The 24,324-nt window shown below is 59.0% G+C and carries 25 protein-coding genes and 1 riboswitch; of the genes, 17 read left to right on the top strand and 8 right to left on the bottom strand.

Translation table 11 applies throughout. The annotated features are described in order from the left end of the window. Positions 1–90 precede the first annotated feature (90 nt). Positions 91–1,623, bottom strand: coding sequence for a carboxypeptidase M32 (locus tag NITLEN_RS01930; RefSeq protein WP_121987892.1), 1,533 nt, complete (start codon positions 1,621–1,623; stop codon positions 91–93). 103 nt (positions 1,624–1,726) lie between these two features. Between NITLEN_RS01930 and NITLEN_RS01925 the strand changes: the two genes are divergently transcribed. The 9 genes from NITLEN_RS01925 (at position 1,727) to NITLEN_RS01885 (ending at position 8,136) form a co-directional block, all read left to right on the top strand. Further along, positions 1,727–2,380 (top strand): O-methyltransferase, encoded by a 654-nt coding sequence (locus tag NITLEN_RS01925; RefSeq protein ID WP_121987891.1) that lies wholly within the window; start codon positions 1,727–1,729, stop codon positions 2,378–2,380. Then, a complete protein-coding gene (locus NITLEN_RS01920) occupies positions 2,377–3,297 on the top strand; it encodes a DMT family transporter (protein WP_121987890.1) in 921 nt (306 codons plus the stop codon). The genes NITLEN_RS01925 and NITLEN_RS01920 overlap by 4 nt, the downstream gene beginning before the upstream one ends. A gap of 290 nt (positions 3,298–3,587) precedes the next feature. After that, positions 3,588–5,420: a PAS domain-containing sensor histidine kinase gene (locus NITLEN_RS01915; RefSeq protein WP_121987889.1), complete on the top strand. Its 1,833-nt coding sequence runs from the start codon at positions 3,588–3,590 to the stop codon at positions 5,418–5,420. After that, the gene (locus tag NITLEN_RS01910) at positions 5,417–6,070 is read left to right on the top strand and encodes a response regulator (RefSeq protein WP_121987888.1); all 654 of its coding nucleotides are present in this window, start codon (positions 5,417–5,419) and stop codon (positions 6,068–6,070) included. Before NITLEN_RS01915 ends, NITLEN_RS01910 begins: the two co-directional genes overlap by 4 nt. A 139-nt stretch (positions 6,071–6,209) precedes the next feature. Further along, positions 6,210–6,470 (top strand): hypothetical protein, encoded by a 261-nt coding sequence (locus NITLEN_RS01905; RefSeq protein ID WP_121987887.1) that lies wholly within the window; start codon positions 6,210–6,212, stop codon positions 6,468–6,470. A gap of 31 nt (positions 6,471–6,501) precedes the next feature. Continuing rightward, the gene (locus NITLEN_RS01900) at positions 6,502–6,894 is read left to right on the top strand and encodes a response regulator transcription factor (protein ID WP_181416579.1); all 393 of its coding nucleotides are present in this window, start codon (positions 6,502–6,504) and stop codon (positions 6,892–6,894) included. Positions 6,895–6,955: 61 nt separating this feature from the next. Beyond that, entirely contained in the window at positions 6,956–7,348 is a 393-nt protein-coding gene (locus NITLEN_RS01895; RefSeq protein ID WP_121987885.1) for a nuclear transport factor 2 family protein, read from the top strand. Between the two features lie 258 nt (positions 7,349–7,606). Next, positions 7,607–7,840 (top strand): addiction module protein, encoded by a 234-nt coding sequence (locus NITLEN_RS01890; RefSeq protein WP_121987884.1) that lies wholly within the window; start codon positions 7,607–7,609, stop codon positions 7,838–7,840. Then, positions 7,837–8,136 (top strand): type II toxin-antitoxin system RelE/ParE family toxin, encoded by a 300-nt coding sequence (locus NITLEN_RS01885; protein ID WP_121987883.1) that lies wholly within the window; start codon positions 7,837–7,839, stop codon positions 8,134–8,136. The genes NITLEN_RS01890 and NITLEN_RS01885 overlap by 4 nt, the downstream gene beginning before the upstream one ends. A gap of 161 nt (positions 8,137–8,297) precedes the next feature. On the opposite strand, the gene NITLEN_RS17980 is transcribed toward NITLEN_RS01885, so the two are convergent. Then, positions 8,298–8,534, bottom strand: a complete 237-nt coding sequence (locus NITLEN_RS17980; RefSeq protein ID WP_181416578.1) for a hypothetical protein — start codon at positions 8,532–8,534, stop codon at positions 8,298–8,300. A gap of 27 nt (positions 8,535–8,561) precedes the next feature. On the opposite strand from NITLEN_RS17980, the gene NITLEN_RS01880 reads away from it, so the two are divergent. The 3 genes from NITLEN_RS01880 (at position 8,562) to NITLEN_RS01870 (ending at position 10,990) form a co-directional block, all read left to right on the top strand. Next, entirely contained in the window at positions 8,562–10,118 is a 1,557-nt protein-coding gene (locus NITLEN_RS01880) for an alkaline phosphatase D family protein (RefSeq protein WP_181416577.1), read from the top strand. Positions 10,119–10,210: 92 nt separating this feature from the next. Continuing rightward, a complete protein-coding gene (locus tag NITLEN_RS01875; protein ID WP_121987881.1) occupies positions 10,211–10,468 on the top strand; it encodes a CBU_0592 family membrane protein in 258 nt (85 codons plus the stop codon). A gap of 39 nt (positions 10,469–10,507) precedes the next feature. Next, positions 10,508–10,990: a hypothetical protein gene (locus NITLEN_RS01870; RefSeq protein WP_121987880.1), complete on the top strand. Its 483-nt coding sequence runs from the start codon at positions 10,508–10,510 to the stop codon at positions 10,988–10,990. Between the two features lie 7 nt (positions 10,991–10,997). Here the strand turns inward: NITLEN_RS01870 and ygfZ are convergent, their stop codons facing one another. The 5 genes from ygfZ to thiC form a co-directional block, all read right to left on the bottom strand. Continuing rightward, the gene (ygfZ, locus tag NITLEN_RS01865) at positions 10,998–12,089 is read right to left on the bottom strand and encodes a CAF17-like 4Fe-4S cluster assembly/insertion protein YgfZ (RefSeq protein WP_121987879.1); all 1,092 of its coding nucleotides are present in this window, start codon (positions 12,087–12,089) and stop codon (positions 10,998–11,000) included. Then, positions 12,086–12,469, bottom strand: a complete 384-nt coding sequence (locus NITLEN_RS01860; protein ID WP_121987878.1) for a response regulator — start codon at positions 12,467–12,469, stop codon at positions 12,086–12,088. The genes ygfZ and NITLEN_RS01860 overlap by 4 nt, the downstream gene beginning before the upstream one ends. Positions 12,470–12,475: 6 nt before the next feature. After that, on the bottom strand, positions 12,476–12,991 hold the full coding sequence (locus NITLEN_RS01855; RefSeq protein WP_121987877.1) for a tetratricopeptide repeat protein: 516 nt from the start codon (positions 12,989–12,991) through the stop codon (positions 12,476–12,478). A gap of 155 nt (positions 12,992–13,146) precedes the next feature. Then, on the bottom strand, positions 13,147–13,947 hold the full coding sequence (locus tag NITLEN_RS01850) for a sulfide-dependent adenosine diphosphate thiazole synthase (RefSeq protein ID WP_121987876.1): 801 nt from the start codon (positions 13,945–13,947) through the stop codon (positions 13,147–13,149). A gap of 147 nt (positions 13,948–14,094) precedes the next feature. Next, the gene (gene thiC, locus NITLEN_RS01845; protein WP_121987875.1) at positions 14,095–15,999 is read right to left on the bottom strand and encodes a phosphomethylpyrimidine synthase ThiC; all 1,905 of its coding nucleotides are present in this window, start codon (positions 15,997–15,999) and stop codon (positions 14,095–14,097) included. Positions 16,000–16,097: 98 nt separating this feature from the next. Then, positions 16,098–16,200: riboswitch (TPP riboswitch) on the bottom strand. A gap of 142 nt (positions 16,201–16,342) precedes the next feature. Between thiC and nadA the strand changes: the two genes are divergently transcribed. The 3 genes from nadA to lspA all read left to right on the top strand — a co-directional run bounded on the left by nadA (position 16,343) and on the right by lspA (position 20,875). After that, positions 16,343–17,446 (top strand): quinolinate synthase NadA, encoded by a 1,104-nt coding sequence (gene nadA / locus NITLEN_RS01840; protein WP_181416576.1) that lies wholly within the window; start codon positions 16,343–16,345, stop codon positions 17,444–17,446. 82 nt (positions 17,447–17,528) lie between these two features. Then, on the top strand, positions 17,529–20,342 hold the full coding sequence (ileS, locus tag NITLEN_RS01835; RefSeq protein ID WP_121987874.1) for an isoleucine--tRNA ligase: 2,814 nt from the start codon (positions 17,529–17,531) through the stop codon (positions 20,340–20,342). Beyond that, positions 20,339–20,875 carry a signal peptidase II gene (lspA, locus tag NITLEN_RS01830; protein ID WP_245924361.1) on the top strand — a complete coding sequence of 179 codons (537 nt, stop codon included), beginning with the start codon at positions 20,339–20,341 and terminating at the stop codon, positions 20,873–20,875. The genes ileS and lspA overlap by 4 nt, the downstream gene beginning before the upstream one ends. A gap of 113 nt (positions 20,876–20,988) precedes the next feature. Here lspA and NITLEN_RS01825 read toward each other — a convergent pair whose 3' ends face one another. Beyond that, positions 20,989–21,864 (bottom strand): undecaprenyl-diphosphate phosphatase, encoded by an 876-nt coding sequence (locus NITLEN_RS01825; protein WP_121987872.1) that lies wholly within the window; start codon positions 21,862–21,864, stop codon positions 20,989–20,991. A gap of 279 nt (positions 21,865–22,143) precedes the next feature. Here NITLEN_RS01825 and NITLEN_RS01820 point away from each other — a divergent pair, with 279 nt between their 5' ends. Together NITLEN_RS01820 and NITLEN_RS01815 are read left to right on the top strand one after the other, a co-directional pair. Then, positions 22,144–22,848 carry a hypothetical protein gene (locus NITLEN_RS01820; RefSeq protein ID WP_121987871.1) on the top strand — a complete coding sequence of 235 codons (705 nt, stop codon included), beginning with the start codon at positions 22,144–22,146 and terminating at the stop codon, positions 22,846–22,848. Between the two features lie 148 nt (positions 22,849–22,996). Continuing rightward, positions 22,997–24,283 carry an efflux RND transporter periplasmic adaptor subunit gene (locus tag NITLEN_RS01815; RefSeq protein ID WP_121987870.1) on the top strand — a complete coding sequence of 429 codons (1,287 nt, stop codon included), beginning with the start codon at positions 22,997–22,999 and terminating at the stop codon, positions 24,281–24,283. Positions 24,284–24,324 lie beyond the last annotated feature (41 nt).

Below are 24,324 nucleotides of genomic sequence, written 5' to 3'. Positions count from 1 at the left end.
AAGACGGATGGTAGCCATTTACGAATCGCGGCGGTAGGGTCTTATGGCCTAGAGGCAATTGCCGCCGGCGCAGCTAATCTCAAGCGGGTGTTACAGCTTGTAGAGCTCGCTGTACTTCGTTTCCAGGTAGGTCAGGAAGGGCTCGGGGTTGAGACTCGTCCCCGTCACGCGCCGGGCGAGATGGTCAGGGGTAAACATGCGGCCCCAACGGTGGATTTTCTGTTCCAGCCAGCGGCGCAGCCCCAGCAATTGGCCGGCCGCGATCTCCTCGTTCAAGTGGGGCATTTCCAGCTTGGCTTGTTCGAAGAACTGAACTGAATAGAGGTTGCCCAGGGTATAGGTCGGGAAGTACCCAAAGGCGCCGAACGACCAGTGGACGTCCTGCAACACGCCTTCGGCATCAGTCGGGGGCGTGATGCCGAGATAGTCTTGCATCTTCTGGTTCCAGATGTCCGGTAAATCGCCGGGGTTGGTCCGGCCTTCGATGAGATCCTGCTCGATTTCGAAGCGGAGCATGATGTGCAGATTGTAGGTCAGCTCATCGGCTTCGACGCGGATTAAGGAGGGCTTCACGCAATTGATCGCGGCATAGAAGTGCTCCAGATCGATACCGTGCAATTGGTCGTGAAACGTCTGTTGCAGGATCGGGTAGAAGAACTGCCAGAACGCGCGTGACCGCCCTACGGAGTTTTCCCACATGCGTGACTGACTCTCGTGGATACCGAGCGACACGGATTCTCCGAGCGGCGTCCCGAAGTAGCGCTGGTCGAGTCCTTGGTCGTAGAGGCCGTGGCCGCCTTCGTGAATACAGCTGAAGAGACAGGATTGGAGTTCGTGCTCATGGATGCGAGTGGTCACGCGCACGTCGGTCGGATGGAACGACGTCGTGAACGGATGGGCGGAGAGATCCAGCCGTCCGCGCTCGAAATCATAGCCCATGGCGACCAGTACCAGCCGGCCGAATTCCAGCTGCCGGGTCTGATCGTACGCATGCCGGAGAATGCGGTCGTCGATCTGATTCGGGCTCTGGGTCACGCGCTTGAGCAGCGGCACGAGACGCGCTTTCATCTGGGCGAACAGCGGCCGGAGCGTGGCGATGGTGGCCCCGGGTTCGTAGGCGTCCAGCATCGCATCGTAGGGCGAGGTCTCGTACCCGAGGTATTCAGCCTCTTCCCGCTTGAGCGCCAACACCGTGCGGAGGTTAGGGAGAAACTGGCGGAAGTTGTTCTGCGCTTTGGCTTCGGCCCAGACCTGTTGTGCCAGGGAGGTTTCCCGGCTGAGGCGGATCACAAAATCGGAGGGGAGCTTTTTCGCGCGGCTGAAATCGCGCCAGATCTCACGGAGCAACGAGCGTGAGGGTTCGTCCCACAGGTCGCCCGGTTGATCGATGGCCTGTCCGGTCGCCGGGTCGACGGTAGCGGCGAGGAATCGTTCGATGTCCGGGGCGACGAGTTTGTCGTGTGCGATACCTTGGAGTACGGCGATCTGCTCCGCGCGCGCTTCCCCGCCACCGGCGGGCATGTACGTTTCCTGATCCCAGGACAAGACGGATGCGGCGCTGTTGATTCTGGTGATCTCCAACAGCTGGGTTGTCAGGGGTGCAAGCGTCGCGACAGTCTTCACGTCCGGCCTCCTCGCTTATGCTAAGATCTCGATTCTTCAGGCAGTCTACGCAAGACAGACAGAGTTTTTCAAATGATGCGGAAATGAGACGAAAGGATCGCGAATGAAGATGCTCGTGGCTCCCGAGATCGAGGCCTATGCCCAGGCGCATTCCATGCCGGAATCGGACGTGGCCCGAGCGCTGCGCGAAGACACGCAACGGACGATGGCGCATGCCCAGATGCTGGTCGGACCGCTGGAAGGAGCCTTCCTCAAGATGATGGCGCAGTTGGTGGGCGCGACGCGGGTGCTGGAGATCGGGATGTTTACCGGCTACAGTGCCCTCTGTTTTGCGGAAGCGATCCCTGCCGATGGCCGCGTGATCACGTGTGAGATCGATGAAACATCGGCAGCCCTGGGACGAACCCATTTTGCGAACAGTCCGCACGGCAAGAAGATCGAGATCCGCCTCGGACCGGCATTGGAGACCATGCGCGAGCTGGCCGGTCCGTTCGATGTGATCTTTATCGACGCCGACAAGGTCAATTACCTGAACTACTATCGCCGGGCGTTCGATCTGCTGTCGCCCACCGGCGTCATTCTGATCGACAATGTGCTCTGGGACGGCGAGGTGCTGATGCAGCCGCCGCCTGATGAGAAGACGGCGGCGATTCAGGAATTGAATCGGACGGTGGCTAGCGATGCGCGCGTGACGGCGGTATTGGTCACGGTTCGCGACGGCGTCCTGGTAATTCGGAAGAAAGGGCCGGCGTCGTGAAGTCGTCGTCCACCAGTGCGGCCTACGGGGCGCTTGGGCTTGCCGCTGTGTTGTGGGGCGGGTCGATTGTCGCGCAGAAGCTGGCTCTGGGGTCGTTTTCTGCCGTGGAAGCTTCTGTGTTGCGCGATATCGGCGGATTGGCGATTCTGTTCACCACCTGGTGGTGGCAGGAGGGTACGCTGGTCAGATTCACACCCGCTGATTTGCGGACGCTTTTTCTGCTCGGTCTTGGAGTGCTCGGGAACCATCTGTTGATTTTGTACGGGCTGAACTATGTCAGCGGAGCGGTGGCGGGCGTCATTATCGGCTCCGCTCCGGTCGTGACGGCGCTGCTGTCCGCCGTGATGATTCAGGATGTGCCGCTCCGATCGGTGTGGGCCGGGGGGCTGCTGTCGTGCGCCGGGGTGGCGCTGGTGTCGATTGCAGGATTTCAAGCCGCCGGCGAACATCCGGTGTTCGGCGGGTTGCTCGTGTTTCTCGGGGTGGTGAGCTGGGCGCTCTATAGCATCGGCAGCCGCGCCGTGATGGACCGGATCTCTCCCTTGACCGTCAACTGGACCACGCTGCTGGTCGCCACGGTCGTTCAGATTCCCCTTCTCTGGACCGATCGCAAGATGTTCGATGCGGGTGTGGCCTCGGTCACGATGCCGGATTGGCTGGCGCTCGGCTATCTCGTCGTCTTTGCCACGGCCGTGGCGCAGCAAGCCTGGTTGTTCGGGGTGCAAGGCATCGGGCCCTCCCGGGCGTCGATTCTCGGCAACCTCACGCCGGTTGCCGCGGTCGCTCTTTCGGCGCTGATTCTGCATGAGGCGGTCGGTCCGGTCGAGTTCATGGGGATCGCGTTGATCCTCGCCGGTGTCTGGGTGGTCGATCGATTCACGACGATGCCGGCCGGCACGGAACGTTCTCAAGAATAAGGTATTTTACTATAAGGAAAAGCCTGATGCGAGAATGCTCGCCGTAGTACTGCTTCTGTTGGGGGCTTTCCTGTAGGATGCCTCCCATTCATGTGTGCTCCTTCATGCCGCACAGGTTCTGTGCCGGATGTCCTCAGCCATTCCATGGCCGACAGGCCATACTCCTTACATCAAGGTTGTTCCATCGCAGAGTTCCTATGCCGAGAGGCCTCCGGGTGTGCGTCCTTGCGTGGGATGACGGGACGGCTCAGTGAGCTCGGCAGCTTCAGTCATCGCGTGCGCCGCAGGCAATGACAACTCGAACAATCCATATCACGATCGGCCTGATACTGGCAGGGACATTCCTGCTGGATTGCCTTACGCCGCTGGGGTATCAGGGGTTTCTGCTCTATGCGGTGCCGATCGTGCTCACGCTCTGGTTGGAACAGGCCTGGTCTGCGTATCTTGCGGCGGGTCTGGCGACGCTCCTCGTCTGTGCCGGATTGGTTCTTTCTCCCAGCGGGGTTTCGGCGGATGCGGACTTTCTGAACCGCACGCTCAGTGTCGCGCTTTTCTGGGTCATGGCCGTGCTGGTGAACCGAAGCCGTGTGGCGGCAATGGACCGAAATGCCCGGCAATTGGCTGCGCTGGTCAATTCGTCCGTGGACGCGATCATTAGCCAGGATTTGAACGGCGTCGTCGTCAGCTGGAACGGGGCGGCCGAACGCCTGTTCGGCTATGGCCCTTCTGAGCGGATCGGATTTCACCTAAGCACAATCATGGCGCCGAAACAGGCCGGTGAAGATGCGGAGAAGAGCCGGCAGTTGCTGTCAGGAGAAGCGGCGCTTCCCTACGACACGGCGTGGCTGCATTGCGATGGAACCGTGATTGCCTTGTCGCTGAGCCGGTCTCCGATTCGAAACCAGTTCGGTTTCGTCGTGGGGCTGTCCACCATTGCGCACGACATCACGGCAAAGCTGGAGGTGGAAGCGTCGTACAAACACAGTGAAGTCACGCTCCAGGCGTTCTTTGAAAGCGCGTCGCTCATGATGGGCGTCGTGGAAATTCTTGACGACGACATTCGGAATCTGTCGGTCAACCGGGCGACGGCCAGGTTTATGGGCACGCTGCAGGAGGCGATGCGCGGGCGGACCGCCTCCGAATTGGGCATGTCTCGAGACGTGGTCCGCATGTGGCTGAATCACTATCGGCTCTGTATCAATGGCCGGTCGCCTGTGCGGTTTGAATATGAGCACTATGATATGCGCGGGGGCAAGGTGGAGCGGCGATCGTTACTGGCGACGGTCGCGCTGATCAATCACGGAGCGAGCGGGGTCGTGCGGTGCTCCTTCATTGTGGACGATGTGACGGAATGGAGAAAGGCTGAAGATCTGCTCCGGGAAGCACATGCGATGCTGGAGTTGCGCGTGGCCGAGCGCACGGCTGAACTCGGCAATGCCACCGTGCGGGCCCGGACATTGGCCCAGCGCCTTTTTGACGTGCAGGAAGCGGAGCGACGCGCCGTGGCGCAGGATCTTCATGATGAAATCGGCCAGGCCCTGACGGTGCTCAAATTGAATTTGCAGCAGGTGCAGCGTGACCGGCAAGGGACAGAGCCTTCCCTGGAGTTGAACGAAAGCATCGAGATCAGCGACCAGCTATTGGCCCGAGTGCGGAGCCTGGCGCTGGATTTGCGGCCTTCGCTGTTGGACGATCTCGGGCTGGTGCCGGCGCTGCGCTGGTATGCGACCAGGCAGGCGGAACGGGCCGGGTGGAAGTTGCAGTTGCATCTGGACGAGGCGCCGCTGATTTTGACGGGCTCTCGGAGCATCGCGTGCTTTCGCGTCGTGCAGGAAGCGATGACCAATATCGTTCGTCATGCCAAGGCCTCATCCGTGTCGCTCTCTCTTGCGGTGGTGTCCGAGGAGGTTCGCGTGGTGGCCCAGGATGACGGGTGTGGGTTCGACGTGGCGGCGATGCGGGTCCGGGCTCAGCAGGGATCGAGTCTGGGCATGTTGGGGATGGAGGAGCGGATCAGCCTGGTCGGGGGCACTATGACAATCCAGTCGATCATCGGGCAGGGAACGTCTTTGATCTTCTCCGTCCCGCGTACCGAGCTGCAGCAGGAGGCATTGTCATTATGACGAAGGTCCGCGTGCTGTTGGCCGAAGATCATCAGCTGGTCAGGGCCGGAATCCATGCGCTTCTGGATAAGATGGGCGGCGTTTTGGTGGTGGCTGAGGTCAGCGATGGACAGGCCGCCGTCAAGGCGGTGGAGGTGCAGCAGCCTGATTTGGTGCTCATGGACATTGCGATGCCCGGGTTGAATGGATTGGAGGCCGCCAGCCGAATCACAAAGAGCTGGCCGAAGGTCAAGGTCGTGATCTTATCGATGCATGCCAATGAAGAGTACCTTCGGCAGGCGCTGAAGGCCGGGGTCACCGGGTACTTATTGAAAGGCGCCGATATTCAGGAATTGGAACTGGCAATCAGAACCGTCAGCAGAGGGGAGCAGTATCTGACTCCTTCGGTGGCCCGGTACGCCCTTGAGGCCTATCAGCATGACGGGGCGTATCCAGTCAACCCGCTCGATCGGCTCAGCCCGCGTCAGCGGGAGATTTTACAGCTCATCGCCGAAGGCCACTCGACCAAAGAGATTGCCTTCCGGTTGAGCCTCAGCACGAAAACGGTCGAGACGCATCGTTCGCAACTCATGGAGCGTTTGGATATTCATGATGTCGCCGGGCTCGTCCGGTTTGCGATCCAGTTCGGGTTGGTTCATCCCTCCTCATAAAACTCGGACTGTTTGCTATCCAGATCATTCGTTCTCGCTCGGGCCATCAGGAATTTCCTCACTAGGTCACGCGCAATGCCTCTGGTAAGACTATCAGCCTGATCGGCGATCGCCTTCTGCTGTGTCATATGAGGGTGTGATGGTTGTCATTGGACTTTTGGTGAAGGGGCCTGAAGGGGAAGAGTATTTGGTGACCGGCGATTCCGACGCCGTTGCCGGTCTGTCGGCAGGCAGAACGTTTCGCCGCGAACCAAAAGGATGGGTTCTGACCAATCTGTCGAGCGATGAGCAGGCCTGTTTGCGGGCTGAGTCGATGATCGGAATTTACAAAATGGCGAGGCAATTCGGCGTGGGAGTTCCCTGGCCGCCTCAAGGTCTCAATCCAGATGCGGCTGGGTAATCATCACCGCTCAGAGGGAGGCCCGGTCAGGGTGTTGGTGGTTGACGACCATCAGGTCCTCCTCCGCGCTTTGGAGGGCTGGTTGCGCGGGGTGCCCCTGGTCAAGGTCGCCGGGATTTGCGGATCGGCCAAAGAGGCCCTCGGTTGCCTTTCTGAACGGCACCCTGATCTGGTGTTGATGGATGCCAATATGCCGGACATGGGTGGCCTCGAAGCGGTCGAACTGATCAAGCAATGGAATGCGTCCGTTCGAGTGGTCATCATGTCCTTCGATGAAGTCCATCTCGCCATTGCGCGGAGGATGCCACTGGTTGACCGGGCCATCGATAAGCACCATCTGCGAGAACAGTTCCCGCTGCTGATTCAAGAGGTCGCTCGGTCCAGGCGCTCCTCTGAGCTGCCGCCTTCTGGCCTCTGGACGTGATTCTCTCCTCGCCCTCCTGCTGGTGATTGCAGTATGATGCCTCTCTCACGGAGGAGGCCGCATGCTCGAACAACGCATCGACGAAGTCACTAAAGCCAATCAAGCTTTCTACGAGGCCTTCGGGAGCCTCGATATCGCCAAGATGGATCGTGTCTGGGCGCATCAGGAATATGTCACCTGCATTCATCCCGGCTGGACGCTACGGTCGGACTGGCCCGAAGTGCGCGATTCCTGGGTGCTGATTTTTAACAATACCTTCTCCATGCAATTTGAATTGTCCGAGGTCATGATCCAGGTCGCGGGCGACATGGCCTGGGTGATCTGCGTCGAAAGCATTACCAGTCAGCAATCCGACGAGCCGCAAGAGGCCAAAGTGCTCGCGACCAACCTCTTCGAACGCATCGGCGACGAGTGGCTCATGATTCATCATCATGGGTCGGCGGTCATGGGCTAGAGGGATGCGGGTTGTTGTGTAGTTTTCTGTGCTCGCTGAGCGCGCACGCAAGAGTCTATCAAAAGCTCACATTAAGGGCGGTGCTCGCTCAATGCGCGCAGGAGAAAACCACACAACGACCCGCTTGTTTGGATGGTCAGGGAGGAGAATGGTCTGTTTGAGGTAGGCTTGAGCCATGGTTTGACATCTTTCAACCTGCTGGGTAGAGTCCTCTTCATATAGAAAATGCGGGATTGAGTTGTGAACCTGGAGGTCGCTATGTCCAGCGATGTTGCCCAGATCGAAGCAAAGATCCGGTCGTTGAGTTTCGAGGACAAGACCGAGTTGTTGAAGGTGCTGATCGGTGAACTCGATGGCCCGGCTGACACGAATGTCGAGCAGGCCTGGTTGAGGGAAGCCCAACGTCGTCATCGAGAGATCGCCGAGGGGAAGGTGCAGCCAGTTCCAGCCCAACAGGTGTTTGATCATCTTCGCGCCCGCCTGAAGAAATGACGCTGGAGTTCCACCCCGAAGCGGAGTTGGAACTCATTGAAGCCGCTGTGTACTATGAACAGCAAGTGCCAGGTTTAGGCGAGCGATTTGAAGCTGAGATTCGCCGTGCAACAGATCTCTTGCTTGACCAGCCTGAGATTGGGACTCCAGCCGATCAAAATCTTCGGAAGTTCATTCTGACCCGCTTTCCGTTTACCCTGTATTACAACGTCGCTGGTGATGTTTTGCGCATTGAGGCAGTCGCGCATCAATACCGGCGTCCTGGTTATTGGAAAGTGAGAGGTGTGGGCAAGTAGAGAAGGTGGGGTGGTGTTCTGTGCTCGCTCACCGCGCCTGCGTGATTCAATCGTATGTCTAAATTACGGGCGATGCTCGCCCAACGTGCGCAGGGGATGGCTCTGCGATTGTGTTCGACCGCGGGATAGAAGGCCTGAGACCTTTTCAGCGGACCTGTCTGTTAACTCTTCGGAGAGTTGGAGGGGACTTCGTCAATTTGGATGGTCTTCTGCCATTCGGCGGAGACGGTGTCGCGCTCTTCCATCGTCATGGCGGCGTACTTCAGGAACATTTGCGGGCCACGGCGGCGGCGCCAGGTGAGGAAATTCAGGAAATGGTCCTTGCACAGGGACTTGGTGCCCGCCGGTGCGTAGGGATTGGATTGGCAGTTTGGTGCGCAGCAGTTGACGTCATGCATAGTGTGCCTCGTGTAATAGAGCGCAGTATGCCGGTGGGTGCCTCTCATTTTCAAGGCCTCAGTGCCGGGCTTGATCCCTCCAGCTTCATAGAAAAAGGACTGTCCATGCGATTTATTACCCCGCTGATTGCCACGATTCTGCTGTCTCTTATTCCGGCCGGTTGCACGTCTGCTTCACGAGAGGGATTGCCTCCAGGCAGTCCGTTTCAGGCTGAGGTGGTGATCAAGCCGGAGACGCTTCCGCAAGGGATCGCGGTCGGCGATGTCACCGGGCATAGCGCCGCGTTATGGACGCGAACGGATGGTCCGGCGATGGTGCACATCGAATGGGCGCCTGCGTCGGCCTGGGATGCGGCGGAGAAGATGGGAACGGTGGTGTGGCCTCTCTTGCGGACGAATCGAGTGACCACGACGGCGGAGAGCGATTTTACGGCGACGATTCCGCTGTCCGGCTTGGTTCCCCGCACGCACTATCGGTATCACGTGCTGGTGGGGCCTGTGGCTGTGCCGCATGAACATATCGACGCGGTGCTGGCGGCGCGCGGGGAGTTCATGACGCTGCCGGATGAGGGGACGTCGGTCCCGGTCACGTTTGCGTGGAGCGGCGATCTGGGTGGTCAGCAGCGGTGCCGGGTCGGAGCGGACGGGTATCCGATCTTTGATGTCCTGCGGCGACAGCCCCTCGACTTCTTCCTGTTTCTGGGGGACACGATTTATAGCGATGATGTCTGTCCTGCGCCTCCCAACGAACCGGGGGCTGATTTTAAAGCTACCACGCTGGACCAGTATCGGGCGCGGCATCGGTATCAGCGCGGGTCGCTGCCGTTGCGACGGTTTCTGGCATCGGTGCCGGTGTATGTGACCTGGGACGATCATGAAGTGAAGAATAACTTCGCCGGACCGTATGAAGCGCAGATGCCGGCGGGTCGTCAGGCCTTGCGCGAGTATTGGCCGATTGCGTCGCCCTCCGACGATCCGCAGCGGCTGTATCGGACGGTGCGCTATGGCGCGGATATGGAACTGTTCATTCTGGACGATCGCCAATATCGCAGCAGAAATTCGGATCCGGACGGGCAGGAGAAGACGATGCTCGGCAAGGAGCAGTTGCGGTGGTTGTTGCAGGGGTTGCGTCATTCGCAGGCTACGTGGAAGGTAATCGCGACGTCGGTCCCGCTGTCGATCCCCAAGGGGGGAGGGGCGACGGTCCCCGGTAACGATGGATGGGCGGGCGGGCCTGATGGGACAGGGTTTGAGTATGAACGGCAGCTGATCGTCGATACGATTCTCACGCAGCATCTCAAGAATGTGGTGTTCCTGGCGGGGGATGTGCACTACGTGCAAGCCAGTGCATACGACCCGAACGGGGACGGGGTGCCTGATTTTCATGAGTTTGTGGCGGGACCGCTTTCCGCAGCGCCAGGACGCATGTCGCCTCCGACGCTGGCGCTCAACGCGACGAATCTGATTCAAGAAGGCGGGTACTACAATTTCGGTCTGGTGCGGGTTTCCAGCTCTGCATTCGATGTGACCGTGCTCGACGATAAGGGAGCCGTTCGTTTCTCCCATCACCTCTCGGCGAAGTAGCTGGCCGGCGTTAATATCCCTCTTGCATTCCCGACCACGGGCCAGTTACCGTACCAGCTCGATTCGAGCCGGTATGCAGGAGCGTCCCCACTATGCTGTTCCAGGTGTTGTCGGTTGTCGGCGCGCTCATGGTGCTGACCGCCTATGCGTTGATCCAAAGCGGGATCTGGCGCGAACTGGATGCAGGCTACCTGGCCTTGAACATCATCGGATCGCTGCTGTTGGGCGTGGTGGCGATTGAGGATCAGCGGGTGGGGTTCATTCTGTTGGAGTTTGCCTGGGCCGGGCTCGGGGTCATCGGAGTGGTGCGGGCGATCAAGGCACGGAAAATAGCGGACGCAGTTTTATAAATCACGTCGGATAGCACGACATAGAGGGGAGATCACGTTATGGCAGGGTTGATGTCAGCAGATGAAATCTATCAGCGAGCGGAAGATGCGGCGGCAGCGGCAACGAGCCCGGATGAAAAAGCGTTACAGATCGACTATCAGGCGCTGAAAGAAAAGTTCCGCGCCGCCCTGGGCGATCGCAAAGTGGCCTTGTTCCATATCAATAAGTTTTTGCCGGAGGGGTACGAAGATCAGGGCCGGTTCAATCTGGTGTTGCTCACCGCCGGCAATGTCGTGTTCGATATCGTCATCGGCGATTCCTACTTCCGGTACGACGTGGTGTCGGTCGGGCAGTTGGATAAAGTGCAGGTGATCGATGCGATGTGGGACAACAAGGAAAAGCGCAAGGAAGAGCCGTTCCTGAGCCTGCGTTTGATGCACGGCGAAGAAGCGCATCTCTTATTGGCGTTGGACGACGCAGAGCGGGCGAGCCTGTTGGCCTTTGCCAAGGCAGTCTCGGCTGCGAGAAATCCAGAGAAGTAATTGTCTGCTAGGCGCGGCGGTAGAAGGGCAGATCCGCTACCGTCGCGTCGTGTTTCCTGCCTTCGACCTCGATCGATAACATCGTTCCTGCCTTACTGAAATCGCGTAGCGGAAATCCGAACACGATGATGCCGTTCTGCTGCGGTGATGCTGTGGCGCTGCTGATCCAGCCTACTTCGCGATCTCCGCTGAACAGCTTGGCGCCTTTGGGAGGAATGGTCCCATCGCCCACTACGAGCCCCGTCAATTTTCGGCGCACATTGCCGTAGGTGTCCATCCTGGCGACAACTTCCTGTCCAGGATAGCAGCCTTTGGTGAGGCTGAACGCCTTGCCTTCGAGATTCGCTTCCGGCGGGACGATCTCTTCGTTCAGCTCAGATCCTGCTTTGGGAATGCCGGCTTCCATGCGCAAGGCTTCGAGAGCCTGACTGCCGACCGGCTTGATGCCGAGCGGCGCACCGGTTTCCATAAGGCTGGTCCAGGCCGTGGCGAGCGCATCGGCGGGAAGCAGAATTTCCAGATCGACTTCGCCGGTTTCTTCTGTTCGAATGACCAGGGCCTGGTGTCCGCCGATCTGGGCGGTCACAAAATTGATCGGCTGCAAGTCGCTGCAATCGACGCCGAAGGCGGATTTCACGGTCTGCGCGGCTTTGGGACCGCTGACGAGCAGCAACCCCCAGCTCTCCGCACAGTTTTCCATCTTGGCTTTTGTTCCATAGAGAAGAAACTTCTTGAGCGCGGCATACGTCGCGTCGCCGATTTCTCCGACGTCTTCGAGCATGACGGCGTCGGTCAACACGTAGCAGCGGAAGTAGGTGAGCATCTTCCCCTTGTGCGTCAGAAAGCTGGAGTAGCGGCCCTGGCCGGGCTGTAGGGGGAGGAGGTCGTTGCTGATGACGCTTTGTAGCCACTTCACTCGATCGTCGCCGGTGACCCTGACTTTGCCGCGGTGGGAAAGGTCGGCAAGGCCGACGGCCTGACGGACTGCGTCATACTCAGCGCGCCAGTCTCCATAGTGGTCAGGCACCTCCCAGCCGGTGACCTCTCCAAACGTCGCCCCGAGTTGGACCTGTTGCGCGTGCAGACGGGATTGTTTCATCGGGCGCCCTTCTGTACTTCATCGACCAGATCCTTGGTCCTGGCCGAGAACTCGTTGCGGGAGACAATCTTTGTGACGCCCAGTGCCTTGGCCCTGTTCCAGGTATCGACTTCTTCATGGTTGGCATAGGCGAGAATGGGAATGGACTTCGACCGCGCATCGCCTTTCAGGGTTTCGATGGCTTGAAAGGCATCGATGATCAGGTCGTTCATATCCAGGATCACGGCTGTCGGCGCCGTGGCAGTCGTTTTTTCTGCGATGTCCTGTTGAGCCCTGGCCTTCTCGATGCGGTAGCCGCCGGTGCGCAAAGCATCGCGGACTTTCGTGTAGAAGAAGATATCGGTCACGGCGACGAGGATGGTGCGTTCGGTGTGGTCCATGCAATCCTAATTTAAGGAACTGATCAGCCGCCCCAGCGATTTTTTCGCGAGCGCATAGTTGGGGTTGAGCGTGAGCGCTTTCTTGTAGGCCTCGATCGCCTCGGTCCAACGGCCTTTTTTCTCGTAGACCCGGCCGATGTTCAGGTGCGGGAAGGCCGGACTTTCATAACGCCTGGCCTGCATGGCTTTCTGAAACCAGACAATCGCTTCGTCGAAGTCGCCTTTTTCGATCAGATAGGCGCCGATGTCATTGTAGGGGTTGCCGAAGTCGGGGTCCTGTGCGATGGCGTTATGGCATTCCTCGATGGCGTCATCCAGCCGTCCCATGAAACTGTAGGTCCAACCGAGAAAGGTGTAGGCTTCAGCTGTGGGATGCACGGTCAGCGATTTCTTGTAGAGATTGACGGCCTCTTCCAGGTCGCCCTTCATCTGGCGTTCATAGGCCTGCTGAAAGAGGTGCCAGGCTTCGCGCTTGTCCTCTTCACGGCCTTGGCCTTGCTCTAAAAAATCTTGTACATCCATGGTGGTCAGGCTGATGAAAAAGGTCCCCAGCTTCGTTCTCGTTCGTGCAAACTCCTCAACGTACTGAGAAGTACGCCTGCGGGTTCGCCCTCTCTGCGGCCTCGCCGGCTGACCTGTTTGATCAGCCTGTGAGGGGGTAGGGATTTCTCCCCTGTCTATTCCGGTTTGAGTTTCTTCTTAATCAGTTCCGCTCCGTAGCGTCCTGAGAGCAGCATCGAGCCGAAGGCTGGGCCCATGCGCGGGGTGCCGTACACGGCGGCGACGGCGAGTCCGATGACGAAGCAGTTCGGATAGACTTCGCCGGTCCGGTCCATCACTTCCTGCTCGGATCGTGAAACCCACATGGCGCCGTTGCCCGGTACGGCCTTGTAGAGGCCGCGTTTGTGGAGCAGGTCGACGACGATGGCATCGTGCCCGGTGGCATCGACCACGATCTTACCCTCCAGCGCGATGGGATCGACGTGGATGAAGTCGTGACCGGCCATCTCGGCGGTGGTGTTGTTCACCACGATGCCTTCGAGAATGCCGTCTTTTCTCAAGATCAAATCAACCACCCGGGTGAGGTTCAACACCTTCGCCCCGCCCCGGTAGGCGGCGGCGACGAGCGCGCCCGTCGCATGCGGGGGATCGACCATGTACATCCCTTCGCACTCGTTGATCTTCTTGCAAGGCACGCCGATCTCTTCAAGAATTTCATTGGCCGGCTCGCAGATGGTGGCCTTGTTCATCAGATAGCCGCCATGCCAGAAGCCGCCGCCGAGTGCGAGGCTCTGTTCAACCACGAGGGTACGGAAGCCCATCTTCGCCAGGTCGTGGGCGCAAATCAGACCGGAGGGCCCGGCGCCGACGATGATGACGTCGCTCTCGATGAGTGAATCGAACTCTTTATAATATTCCCGCGCGATCTGCCGGGTAATATCTCGTTCTCGTAATGGGGCTGGTTGCGGTTTACTCATAGCTATTTCTCCGTTCAACGGATGCTGAAAACGATCCCCAGCTGCGTTCTCGGCCCATCGAAATCCTCAACGTACCCCTGAGGGTACGCCTCCGGTTTCGATTCGCCTCACGCCTTGCAGGATGACCGTTTTGAGCATCCTCGCGTTCTAGCGATAAATTTCTGAACCGGACTTCTTAAACTCTTCCGATTTTTCCTTCATGCCGATTTGGATCGCTTTTTGTTCATCGACCTGCAATTGCGCGGCATAGTCCCGGACATCCTGTGTGATCTTCATCGAGCAGAAGTGCGGGCCGCACATTGAACAGAAGTGCGACACCTTCGCGGCGTTGTCCGGGAGTGTTTCGTCGTGGAAATCCTTGGCGGTGTCGGGATCGAGCGAGAGATGGAATTGATCTTCCCACCGGAACTCGAAGCGGGCTTTTGACAAGGCGTTGTCTCTGATCTGCGCGCCCGGATGCCCCTTGGCCAGATCCGCCGCATGAGCCGCGATCTTGTAGGTGATGACACCGGTTTTCACGTCTTCGCGATCCGGCAGACCCAGGTGTTCTTTCGGTGTCACGTAGCAGAGCATCGCACAACCGTACCAGCCGATCATCGCCGCGCCGATCCCGGATGTAATGTGGTCATAACCCGGTGCAATGTCGGTCGTCAGAGGGCCGAGCGTGTAGAACGGCGCCTCGTGACATTCCTTCAGTTGCTTCTCCATATTGACCTGAATCATATGCATCGGGACGTGGCCGGGACCTTCGATCATCACCTGCACATCGTGCTTCCAGGCGATCTTGGTCAGTTCGCCCAGCGTTTCCAGTTCGGCGAATTGGCCTTCGTCGTTCGCATCGGCGATGGAGCCGGGACGCAACCCGTCACCCAGGCTGAACGAGACGTCGTAGGCCTTCATGATCTCGCAGATTTCTTCGAAGTGGGTGTAGGTGAAATTTTCTTGATGATGGGCCAGGCACCATTTGGCGTGGATCGATCCGCCGCGGGAGACGATCCCAGTCATGCGTTTCGCGGTCATCGGCACATAGGCGAGGCGGACACCGGCGTGGATAGTGAAGTAGTCCACGCCCTGTTCGGCCTGTTCGATGAGCGTATCGCGGAAGATCTCCCAGGTCAGGTCTTCAGCTTTGCCGTTTACTTTTTCGAGGGCCTGATAGATTGGGACGGTGCCGATGGGGACCGGCGAATTGCGGATGATCCATTCGCGCGTTTCATGGATGTTCTTGCCGGTCGAGAGATCCATCACGGTGTCGGCGCCCCAGCGGATCGACCAGATCATCTTCTCGACTTCTTCCTCGATCGACGAGGCGACGGCGGAGTTGCCGATGTTTGAGTTGATCTTCACCAGGAAGTTGCGGCCGATGATCATCGGCTCGGTTTCCGGATGGTTGATGTTGGCGGGAATGATCGCGCGGCCCCGCGCCACTTCCTCGCGCACAAATTCCGGGGTAATGACCTTCGGAATGTTGGCGCCCCAGGCCTGCCCGGGATGCTGCGCGATGCCGCCGCCATGCCCGTTGCGGGAGGCGAGTTCGCGCGCCACTTCGCGGGATTGGTTTTCTCTGATGGCGATAAACTCCATCTCCGGCGTGACGATGCCTTTGCGGGCATAGTGAATCTGGGTCACGTTCTGGCCGGCTTTGGCGCGGAGCGGTTTACGGATATGTTGAAAGCGCAACTCATCGAGTTTCGAATCGGCTTTGCGCATTCGGCCATATTGCGAGGTGACATCCGAGAGTTCTTCGACATCCGCCCGGTCCAGTACCCACTGGCGGCGGAGCGGGGCGAGCCCGGCGCGCGCGTCGATGGTGACGGAGGGATCGGTGTAGGGGCCGGAGGTGTCGTAGATCGTGATGGGTTCGTTGGGAGTCGGCGCGCCGCCATTCATGGACTTGGTCGGGCTGAGGCTGATTTCCCGCATCGGCACGCGCACGCCGGGATGGGCGCCGCTGACGTGGATTTTGCGCGACGCCGGGAAGGGCGCGGTCGTCAAGGTGGCTGCGTTGTCCGCTGTATTCTGACCGTTCGATCCGGTGGTCGATTTTCCCATGGGGCTACCCTTCCTCTCGTCTATTTATGGGCGGAGCATGTGATGCAAAAAAAACCGCACCTGACAGGAGGGGTGCGGCTGAAAGTCGTCCCGGTGGTCCGGCGACGTGTCCGCTTCCCTACGCTGGTATTACCCAGGTCAGGTTGTGAGGGTCGTCCGATCATTCGGACTCTCAGCCTGATGGCCCCCCTAGCTATGAGAAAGATCGTATGCTCGGCCCCGGTCGTTGTCAACGGGCTAATAGGCCTACCGAGCCGCTAGGCCTTCTTCACGAAGCCGGTTCGTTGATTGTGAGATGGGGCTAACGTAGAATCCAGTCTCTTGGATTATTGCTGAGGTGTGTGTGAAGGCGACGATAACCGTACCCAGATCCATCACTGACTACCAAGGGATTTCGTCCGAGGAACTCTTTCGCCGAACAGCTGAGGCGAAGCGCGCCTTGGGTGATCGGGTTATGATCCTGGGGCATAACTACCAACGGGACGAAGTCATTGAGCATGCGGACTTTCGCGGCGACTCGTTGTTGCTGTCGAAGCTGGCAGCGGAGCGTTCCGAGCGGCCCTATATCGTGTTCTGCGGCGTTCATTTTATGGCGGAGACCGCGGATATCCTGAGCAGGTCGCAACAAACGGTGATTCTCCCTGACATGGCTGCCGGTTGCTCCATGGCGGATATGGCGGCGATCGAACAGGTCGATCAATGTTGGGAGACGTTGGGGCGCATCTTGCCGGTGGAAGAGACGGTGATGCCGGCGGTCTATGTGAACTCCGCTGCGGTTCTCAAAGCTTTTTGCGGTGAGCATGGCGGGATTACGTGCACCTCATCTAATGCGAGAGCGGTCATTGAGTGGAGCTGGGCCAGACGCGAGAAGATTCTCTTTTTTCCCGACGAGCATTTAGGCCGCAACACGGCCAACAAGATGGGGCTGCCGCGCGAACAGATGATCGTGTGGGATCCGTTTCAACCCAACGGCGGCAATACGCGAGAAGCCATTCAGCGGGCCAAGCTGATTCTCTGGAAGGGCCATTGTAGCGTGCACCAGATGTTTCAGCCGGTCCATATCGACAATTTCCGGAAGCAATTTCCTGACGGCAAGGTGATCGTCCACCCGGAATGCCACGAAGATGTGGTGAACAAGGCGGATCTCTCGGGATCGACCGAGTTCATCATCAAGACGGTGACGGCGGCGCCGGCCGGCACCGCCTGGGCGGTAGGCACAGAGTTGAATCTGGTGAACCGCTTGAAGCGCGATCTGACCGATAAGAAGGTGTTCTTCCTCTCTTCCACCGTCTGCCAATGCGCCACTATGTTCCGCATCGATGGCGCGCATCTTTGCTGGGCCATGGAAAACCTCGCTGACGGCCATGTTGTGAATCACATCGTGGTGCCCGACGAAGACAAGCGCTGGGCGAAGATCGCACTCGACCGCATGATGTCCGTCAGCTAGTTAGCACTGGTACCATCCCCCTTCCTTCCGGTATATTCACCCGTCAATTCACTTGGAACGACCTGGCGTCTGCTCTATTGCTATGGATTATAAAGCCACACTGAATCTGCCGAAGACTGATTTCCCGATGAAGGCGAATTTGCCGCAGCGGGAGCCGGAGATGCTGGCCTGGTGGGCGCAGGAGAAGCTCTACGAGCAGATCCAGGCGGCCGGCCAGGGGCGCCCGCGTTACGTATTGCACGATGGCCCTCCCTATGCGAACGGGCGCATTCACATCGGCCATGCGCTGAACAAGATTCTCAAAGACATCATCGTGAAGTCCAAGACGATGGCGGGCTTCCAGGCTCCCTATGTGCCGGGGTGGGACTGTCACGGCTTGCCGATCGAGCATCAGGTCATGAAGGAGTTGGGCGACAAGAAAAAAGAGTTGGATACGCTGGCCATTCGCAAACTCTGCCGCGATTATGCCGAGAAGTACGTCGCGATTCAGCGTGAGGAATTTCAGCGGCTCGGAGTCTTGGGCGAGTGGCAGCAGCCCTATCGCACGATGACGTCGGCGTATGAAGCATCGATCGTGCGCGAGTTCGGGAAGTTTGTCGAGCGTGGCGGGGTCTATAAAGGCCTCAAGCCGGTGTTGTGGTGCACGCAGGATCAAACCGCCTTGGCGGAAGCGGAAGTCGAGTACGACAACCACACCTCGCCGTGGGTGTATGTGAAATTTCCGATCGTGACATCGCCGTCGGTGCTCAGCGCCACATTCCCCGGCGTCGCATTTCCCGACGGCATCACGTCGGTGTCGGTCGTCATCTGGACCACCACGCCGTGGACGCTTCCGGCCAATCAAGCGGTCTGCCTCCATCGCGATTTCGACTATGCTTTTGTCCAGGTCGGCCACGAACTGCTGATCGTCGCCGAGAAGCTCTTAGCGAGCGTCGCAAAGGAGTGCAAGCTCGAAGACTATCGCGTCATCGGCGTGAAGAAGGGCGGAGAGGGTTTCGAAGGATTGGAAACGCAACGGTCGCTGTCGACCGGGTTGTCTCCGATTCTGCTCGGCGACTTTGTGACGCTGGATCAGGGAACCGGCTGCGTGCATATCGCGCCGGGCCACGGGATGGAGGACTATATTCTGGTCCTCAACCACAATGCGAGCGCGTCGGTCGGCGAGAAGCTGGAAATCCTGGCCCCGGTCGATAACGGCGGGCGGTTTACGGATGTGGTCAAAGAATTCGCCGGACAGCATGTGTTCAAGGCCAATCCGAAAATTGTGGAATTCCTTCAGGCCAATGGGCGGCTGCTGGGGCATGGCTCGCTCAATCATTCCTATCCGCATTGCTGGCGCTGTAAGAGTCCGGTCATTTTCCGGGCCACTGAACAGTGGTTTGTGTCGATGGAGACGAACGATCTCCGCAAGGAAGCCTTGGCGGAGATCGAGCGGGTTCGGTGGATTCCGGCCTATGGCCGCGATCGGATCAACGGCATGATCCAAAACCGGCCGGACTGGTGTCTCTCGCGCCAGCGCGTGTGGGGCGTGCCGATTCCCGGTTTTACCTGTGTGGCGTGCCGCACGGTGTTGGCCGATCCGAAGATTATCGATCACGTCGCCGATCTCATGGAGTCGAAGGGCGCGGATGTTTGGTTCGAGCGATCCGCCGCGGAACTGCTCCCTGCCGGGACTGCTTGTGCCACGTGCGGCGGGACTGTGTTTGAAAAAGAGCGGGACATTCTCGACGTCTGGTTTGAATCCGGCGTGAGCTTTGCCGCTGTGCTCAAGCCCAGAAAGTGGTGGCCGGCCGATCTCTACCTCGAAGGGTCCGACCAGCATCGCGGCTGGTTCCATAGTGCGTTATTGACCGGAGTGACGACCGATCATCGAGCCCCGTATAAGGCCGTGCTGACCCACGGATTTGTCCTTGATGGGCAGGGCAAGAAGATGTCCAAGTCGGCGGGCAATGTGGTCGCGCCACAGGATGTCATCAAGCAATCCGGTGCAGAGATTCTGCGTCTGTGGGTGTCGGCGCAGGACTATCGCGATGATCTCAGAATTTCACCTGAAATCCTGACCCATCTCATCGAGGCCTATCGGAAGATCAGAAATACTTCCCGTTTTCTGTTGAGCAATCTGTATGACTTCGATCCGGCGAAAGACCGCATCCCCTACGAGCAGTTGCCTGAGTTGGACCGGTGGGCCCTGCATCGGCTGAGCGAGCTGATCCCACGGGTGCGGAAGTCCTATGACGACTTTGAGTTTCATACGATTTTCCACGCGCTCAATAACTTTTGCTCGGTGGATCTGAGCTCTGTCTATCTCGACATTCTGAAAGACCGGCTCTATACATTCCGGACCGATTCTCCGCTGCGCCGCGGATCGCAGACCGTGCTGTTCGATATCGTAATGGCGATGACGAAACTCATGGCGCCGATCCTGAGCTTCACGGCGGAGGAGATCTGGCGGGTGGTGTCTGCGCAGGTCCCCGGAGGGCTCGGCGCGCAGAGTGTGCATTTGGCCTCATTCCCGGAGGTCGATCCGTCGTGGCGCAATGCGGAGTTGGCGGCACGCTGGGAGACCTTGTTGGAGTATCGCAGCCAGGTGCAGGGGATGCTTGAGACGAGCCGCCGCGACAAGGTGATCGGATCGTCGCTCGAAGCGCATGTTCAGCTCGAGGCGGACGCCACGGCCTATCAGTTCTTGGCCCCTTACGAGAAAGATCTCGGGACGATCTTCATCGTCTCAAAAGTGACGCTTTCCCGAAGTGCTGCCGGGCAGACGGGGATTCAGATAGCGGTGACGAAGTCGTCGGCCGCCAAATGCGAGCGCTGTTGGAACTATCGCGAGGCGGTCGGCGCCGATGCGGAACATCCGACGTTGTGCGACCGGTGTCTGGAGGCCATCCGTTGAGCGGTGCAACGTTGCGCAATCTGGTTCTGGCTTCGCTGACGGGCGGCGTGATCGTGACCGATCAGTTGTCGAAATTGCACATCGTGCAAACCATGCGGCTGCACGAGTCCATCCCGATTATTCCCAATCTGTTCAGCCTGACCTATATCCGCAATCCGGGCGCCGCGTTCGGGTTACTGGCCGGGAGCAGCAATGCGTTTCGGATGGTCTTCTTCGGGCTCACGTCGATTTTTGCGCTGGTGTTGCTCGGTACGATTCTCTACCGTATGCCTGAGCGGGATTGGATGGGCCGGTTGAGCGTGTCGGCGATTCTCGGCGGCGCGGTCGGCAATCTCATCGACCGGCTACGGTTCGGGGAGGTCATCGATTTCCTGGATGTGTATATCGACAACTATCACTGGCCGGCATTCAACGTTGCGGATTCTGCGATCACGGTCGGAGTGATCTTCCTGGTCATCTACTTCATGTTTGAAAAGCAGGATGTTCCGCCGGCGGTGCCGCAGGCTCCCTCGGTGCAGACTCCTGGCGCGTAAACGTTCGTTCCTCGGCGCCTCCCGCAGTCTTCCCTGTCACCACGATCGTCCCCCCAGCGGCTCGTTCCCACTGCCTGCACCACAAACTGCCCGGCGCAGCTGGCTAGGGCTGGCTAGCGCACGACGATGAACACGAGGATGCCGAGCGCAATGCGATAATAAGCAAACACCCGCAGGGTGTGCCGCTGGACGTAGGTCAGGAACGCCGCAATGACCGCCCAGGCCACGAGGAAGGACACGACCATGCCGATGCCGAGCGCCATATAGTCGGCCTGATTGAACGTGGCGTTCGCCTTCAGCATTTGATACGCGGTGGCGGCGATGATGGTCGGCAAGGCGAGAAAGAAGGAGTATTCAGTCGCCACCTTGCGATCGAGTCCGGCGAGGAGGCCGCCGATGATGGTGGAGCCGGATCGTGACATCCCGGGAATGAGCGAAGCACACTGCGCCACGCCGACCCAGAAGGCGGACGTGATCGAGACCCGGTCCAGTTGCGTGGTGTGGATTTTCGGTTGCCGGGCTTCGACCGCGAGAATGATCAGTCCGCCGATGATTGAGGTCGCGGCAACGGTTTGCGGCGTGAACAGCACGGATTTAATCCATCCGTGAGCGAGAAAGCCGACGCTTGCGGCGGGGAGGAAGGCGAGCCCCAACCCGATCACAAACCATAAGTGCGGATGAGCCTGCATGGACGTTTGGAGCAAGGCGCGCCAGGTCGGATGGCGGCCGCTCTGTCGCAAGATGTGCAACGCGGCTTGTTCCTGCCAGGCGCCGGTGAGCAAGCGGCGGATTTTCTCTCGTTCAAAGACGATGACGGCGAGGATAGCGCCGAGCTGAATCGAGATTTCCGCATTGGCGGCGGCATCGCCCGTGAATCCGAGTGCATGGCCCACGAGAATCAGATGTCCGGTCGAAGAGACCGGCAGAAACTCCGTCAATCCTTCCACAATGCCAAGGATAACCGCTAAGGCAGGTCCCCATTCAGTCATAATGTTCCTGTAGTGAAAAGTGTGCTGGTGGTGATGGCGTCTCGGTGCGATCATCACAGAGCTATCCGCTGCCGTCAAGCTCACAGACGCTTCTTGCCGGGTGCGTCGAAGCGAGATGGAGTCACCGCACCCGCCGCAAATATGTTGACAAAGAAGGACTGATGGCATACACACAAATTGGACATGGATCGTGAGACTGGAGATACGGGTTGCGCTCTGGGTGCAGAGCGGCGAGTGATCTCACGAATGCGTAGTTTATCGTAAGAGGGGGAGGTTCGTATGAGACGTGAGTGGATCTTGTCGGTGCTGGTGGTCGTCGCGATGATGACCAGCGGTTGCGTGGTCTCGAATAAGAAATATCAGGATGCGCTGGCGGATGCGGATAGCGCGAAGATGGAGCTGGAAAAGACGCGCCAGCAGAAGAACGCGATGGAACAACAGGTGAAGACGCTGAAGGAGCTGAACGTCAAGTTCGGCGGCGAGGCGCAAGCGGCGCGTGACGAATTGCAGCGCATTGAGCATGGCCGGGATAAAGAGCGCGGGTCGCTCGATACGCGCACGAAAGAATTGGAAGATAAGTTGAAAGCGGTGTCTTCACAGAATCGGAATGTGCGCGCAGAGTATGAAGATGTGAAGCGTCACAATGAAACGCTGAAGTCGTTGGTGGCCCGGTATCAGAAAGAGCTCAAGGACCGCTCCCGTTCGGTGACCGGTTCGCTGACGCCGTCCGCGGCACTCCCTCCGCTTCCTGGCGCGGCCCCGATGGCGCCTGCGCCGAGTGCTCCCGTAGCCGGCTCGGCGGCGATGAATGTGAACAAGGCGTCTGCGAGCGATATGGTGTTGTTCCTGGGGCTGAAGAAGGACGAAGCCGATCGGATCGTCACGAACCGTCCCTATCGTGTGAAGGGCGAATTGGTGGCCAAGAATGTGGTCCCCAAAGAAACCTTCGACATGATCAAGGATCGTATTTCCGTCAGCCCCTAACCGGTTCCAGGGCTGAGGGTGTGGTCGATGAAGGCCGTTTCCCTGCAAGGGGAAGCGGCCTTCGTGTTTTCATCGCCTGTCCCGTAATGAATCGTTCCGCCACTTCCTGATATGATGATTGTTCGTCTGATCGGATAAGGACCTCCCTATGCGACGATTCGGTATCGTGCTCGGTATTTTGGCGGTGGGGCTTGCCATCGGTGGGTATGTGTTCTTCACCGGAGAACGCAAGGCGCCGGTGCGGTACCGGACCGCCGCGGTCGAGCGCGGCTCCGTTGTCTCCGTCGTGAGTGCGACAGGCACGATCAATCCGGTGGTGTCGGTGCAAGTCGGCTCCCAAGTCTCCGGGATGATCAAAAGTCTTCATGCGGATTTCAATTCACGGGTGAGGGCCGGCGACGTCGTCGCCGTGATCGATCCGGAACCGTTTAAGGCCCGCCGGGACCAGGCTGCGAGTAATCTGGAAATGGCGCGGGCGAATGTGGCTCGGGCCAAGACCGACGGAGCGCAGCGCAAACGAGAACTTGAACGGGTCCGTTCTCTGATCGATCAGAACTTTGTCTCGCAGAATGATGTGGATGTGGCCGTGACCAACGCGCAGGGCGCGGAAGCGCAGGTGCATGTGGCCGAGGCGCAAGTCCGTCAGGCGGACGCGGCATTGAACTCGGCTGAGCTGGAGCTGAAATACACCACGATTCGCTCACCCGTCGATGGCATTGTGGTGGCCAGAAATATTGAGGTCGGGCAGACCGTTGCGGCCAGTTTCGCTACGCCGAATCTGTTCCTCATCGCACTCGACCTGACGAAGATGCAGGTGGATACCAATGTGAGTGAGTCGGATATCGGCGGGATCGGGGAGGGAAAGGATGCCACATTTTCCGTGGATGCGTATCCCGGTGTGCGGTTTTCAGGTGTGATCCGCCAGGTGCGGTTGGCGCCGATCAATGTGCAGAATGTGGTGACCTACAATGTCGTGGTCGCCGTCGACAATCAGGATTTGCGTCTGAAGCCCGGGATGACGGCGAATGTTTCCATTGTCGTGGCTCAAAAAGAGCAAGTTCTCAAGGTGCCGAACGCGGCGTTGCGTTTTACCCCGCCCAAGAGCGACCGTGCGGAAGGCGGATCGGCTGAAGGGAAAGGCGTGAAGGCCGAAGGCCGGCCGGCGGCGAGCCGACCATCGTCCGGTCCCGCGGACCCTGGAAATCCTACCCGTAGGGTGTGGATGCAGGAGGAGTCCGGTGAGCTGGTCTCCGTGTCGGTTCAGACGGGGATTTCCGATGGTGTTTGGACGGAGGTCGTCGGCGGCTCGCTTGGAGAGCAGGATACGGTGATCGTGGGGCTCGACATGCCTCGGGCAAATCGACAAGGGAGCGAGCTCCCGCCCGGTTTCGGTGGCGGCGGCGGACAGCGCCGTACGCGTGATCGGGGTGTGTAGTCGGAATGCATCCTCGCTCTGTTGCGGTGGTTCCCATGCCG

Origin of the sequence: Nitrospira lenta, assembly GCF_900403705.1 — a bacterium.
In the GTDB taxonomy this organism is placed as follows: Bacteria; Nitrospirota; Nitrospiria; order Nitrospirales; family Nitrospiraceae; genus Nitrospira_D; species Nitrospira_D lenta.
The sequence above is the reverse complement of the archived record's forward strand: the minus strand, read 5'-3'. Positions and strand labels throughout refer to the sequence as shown.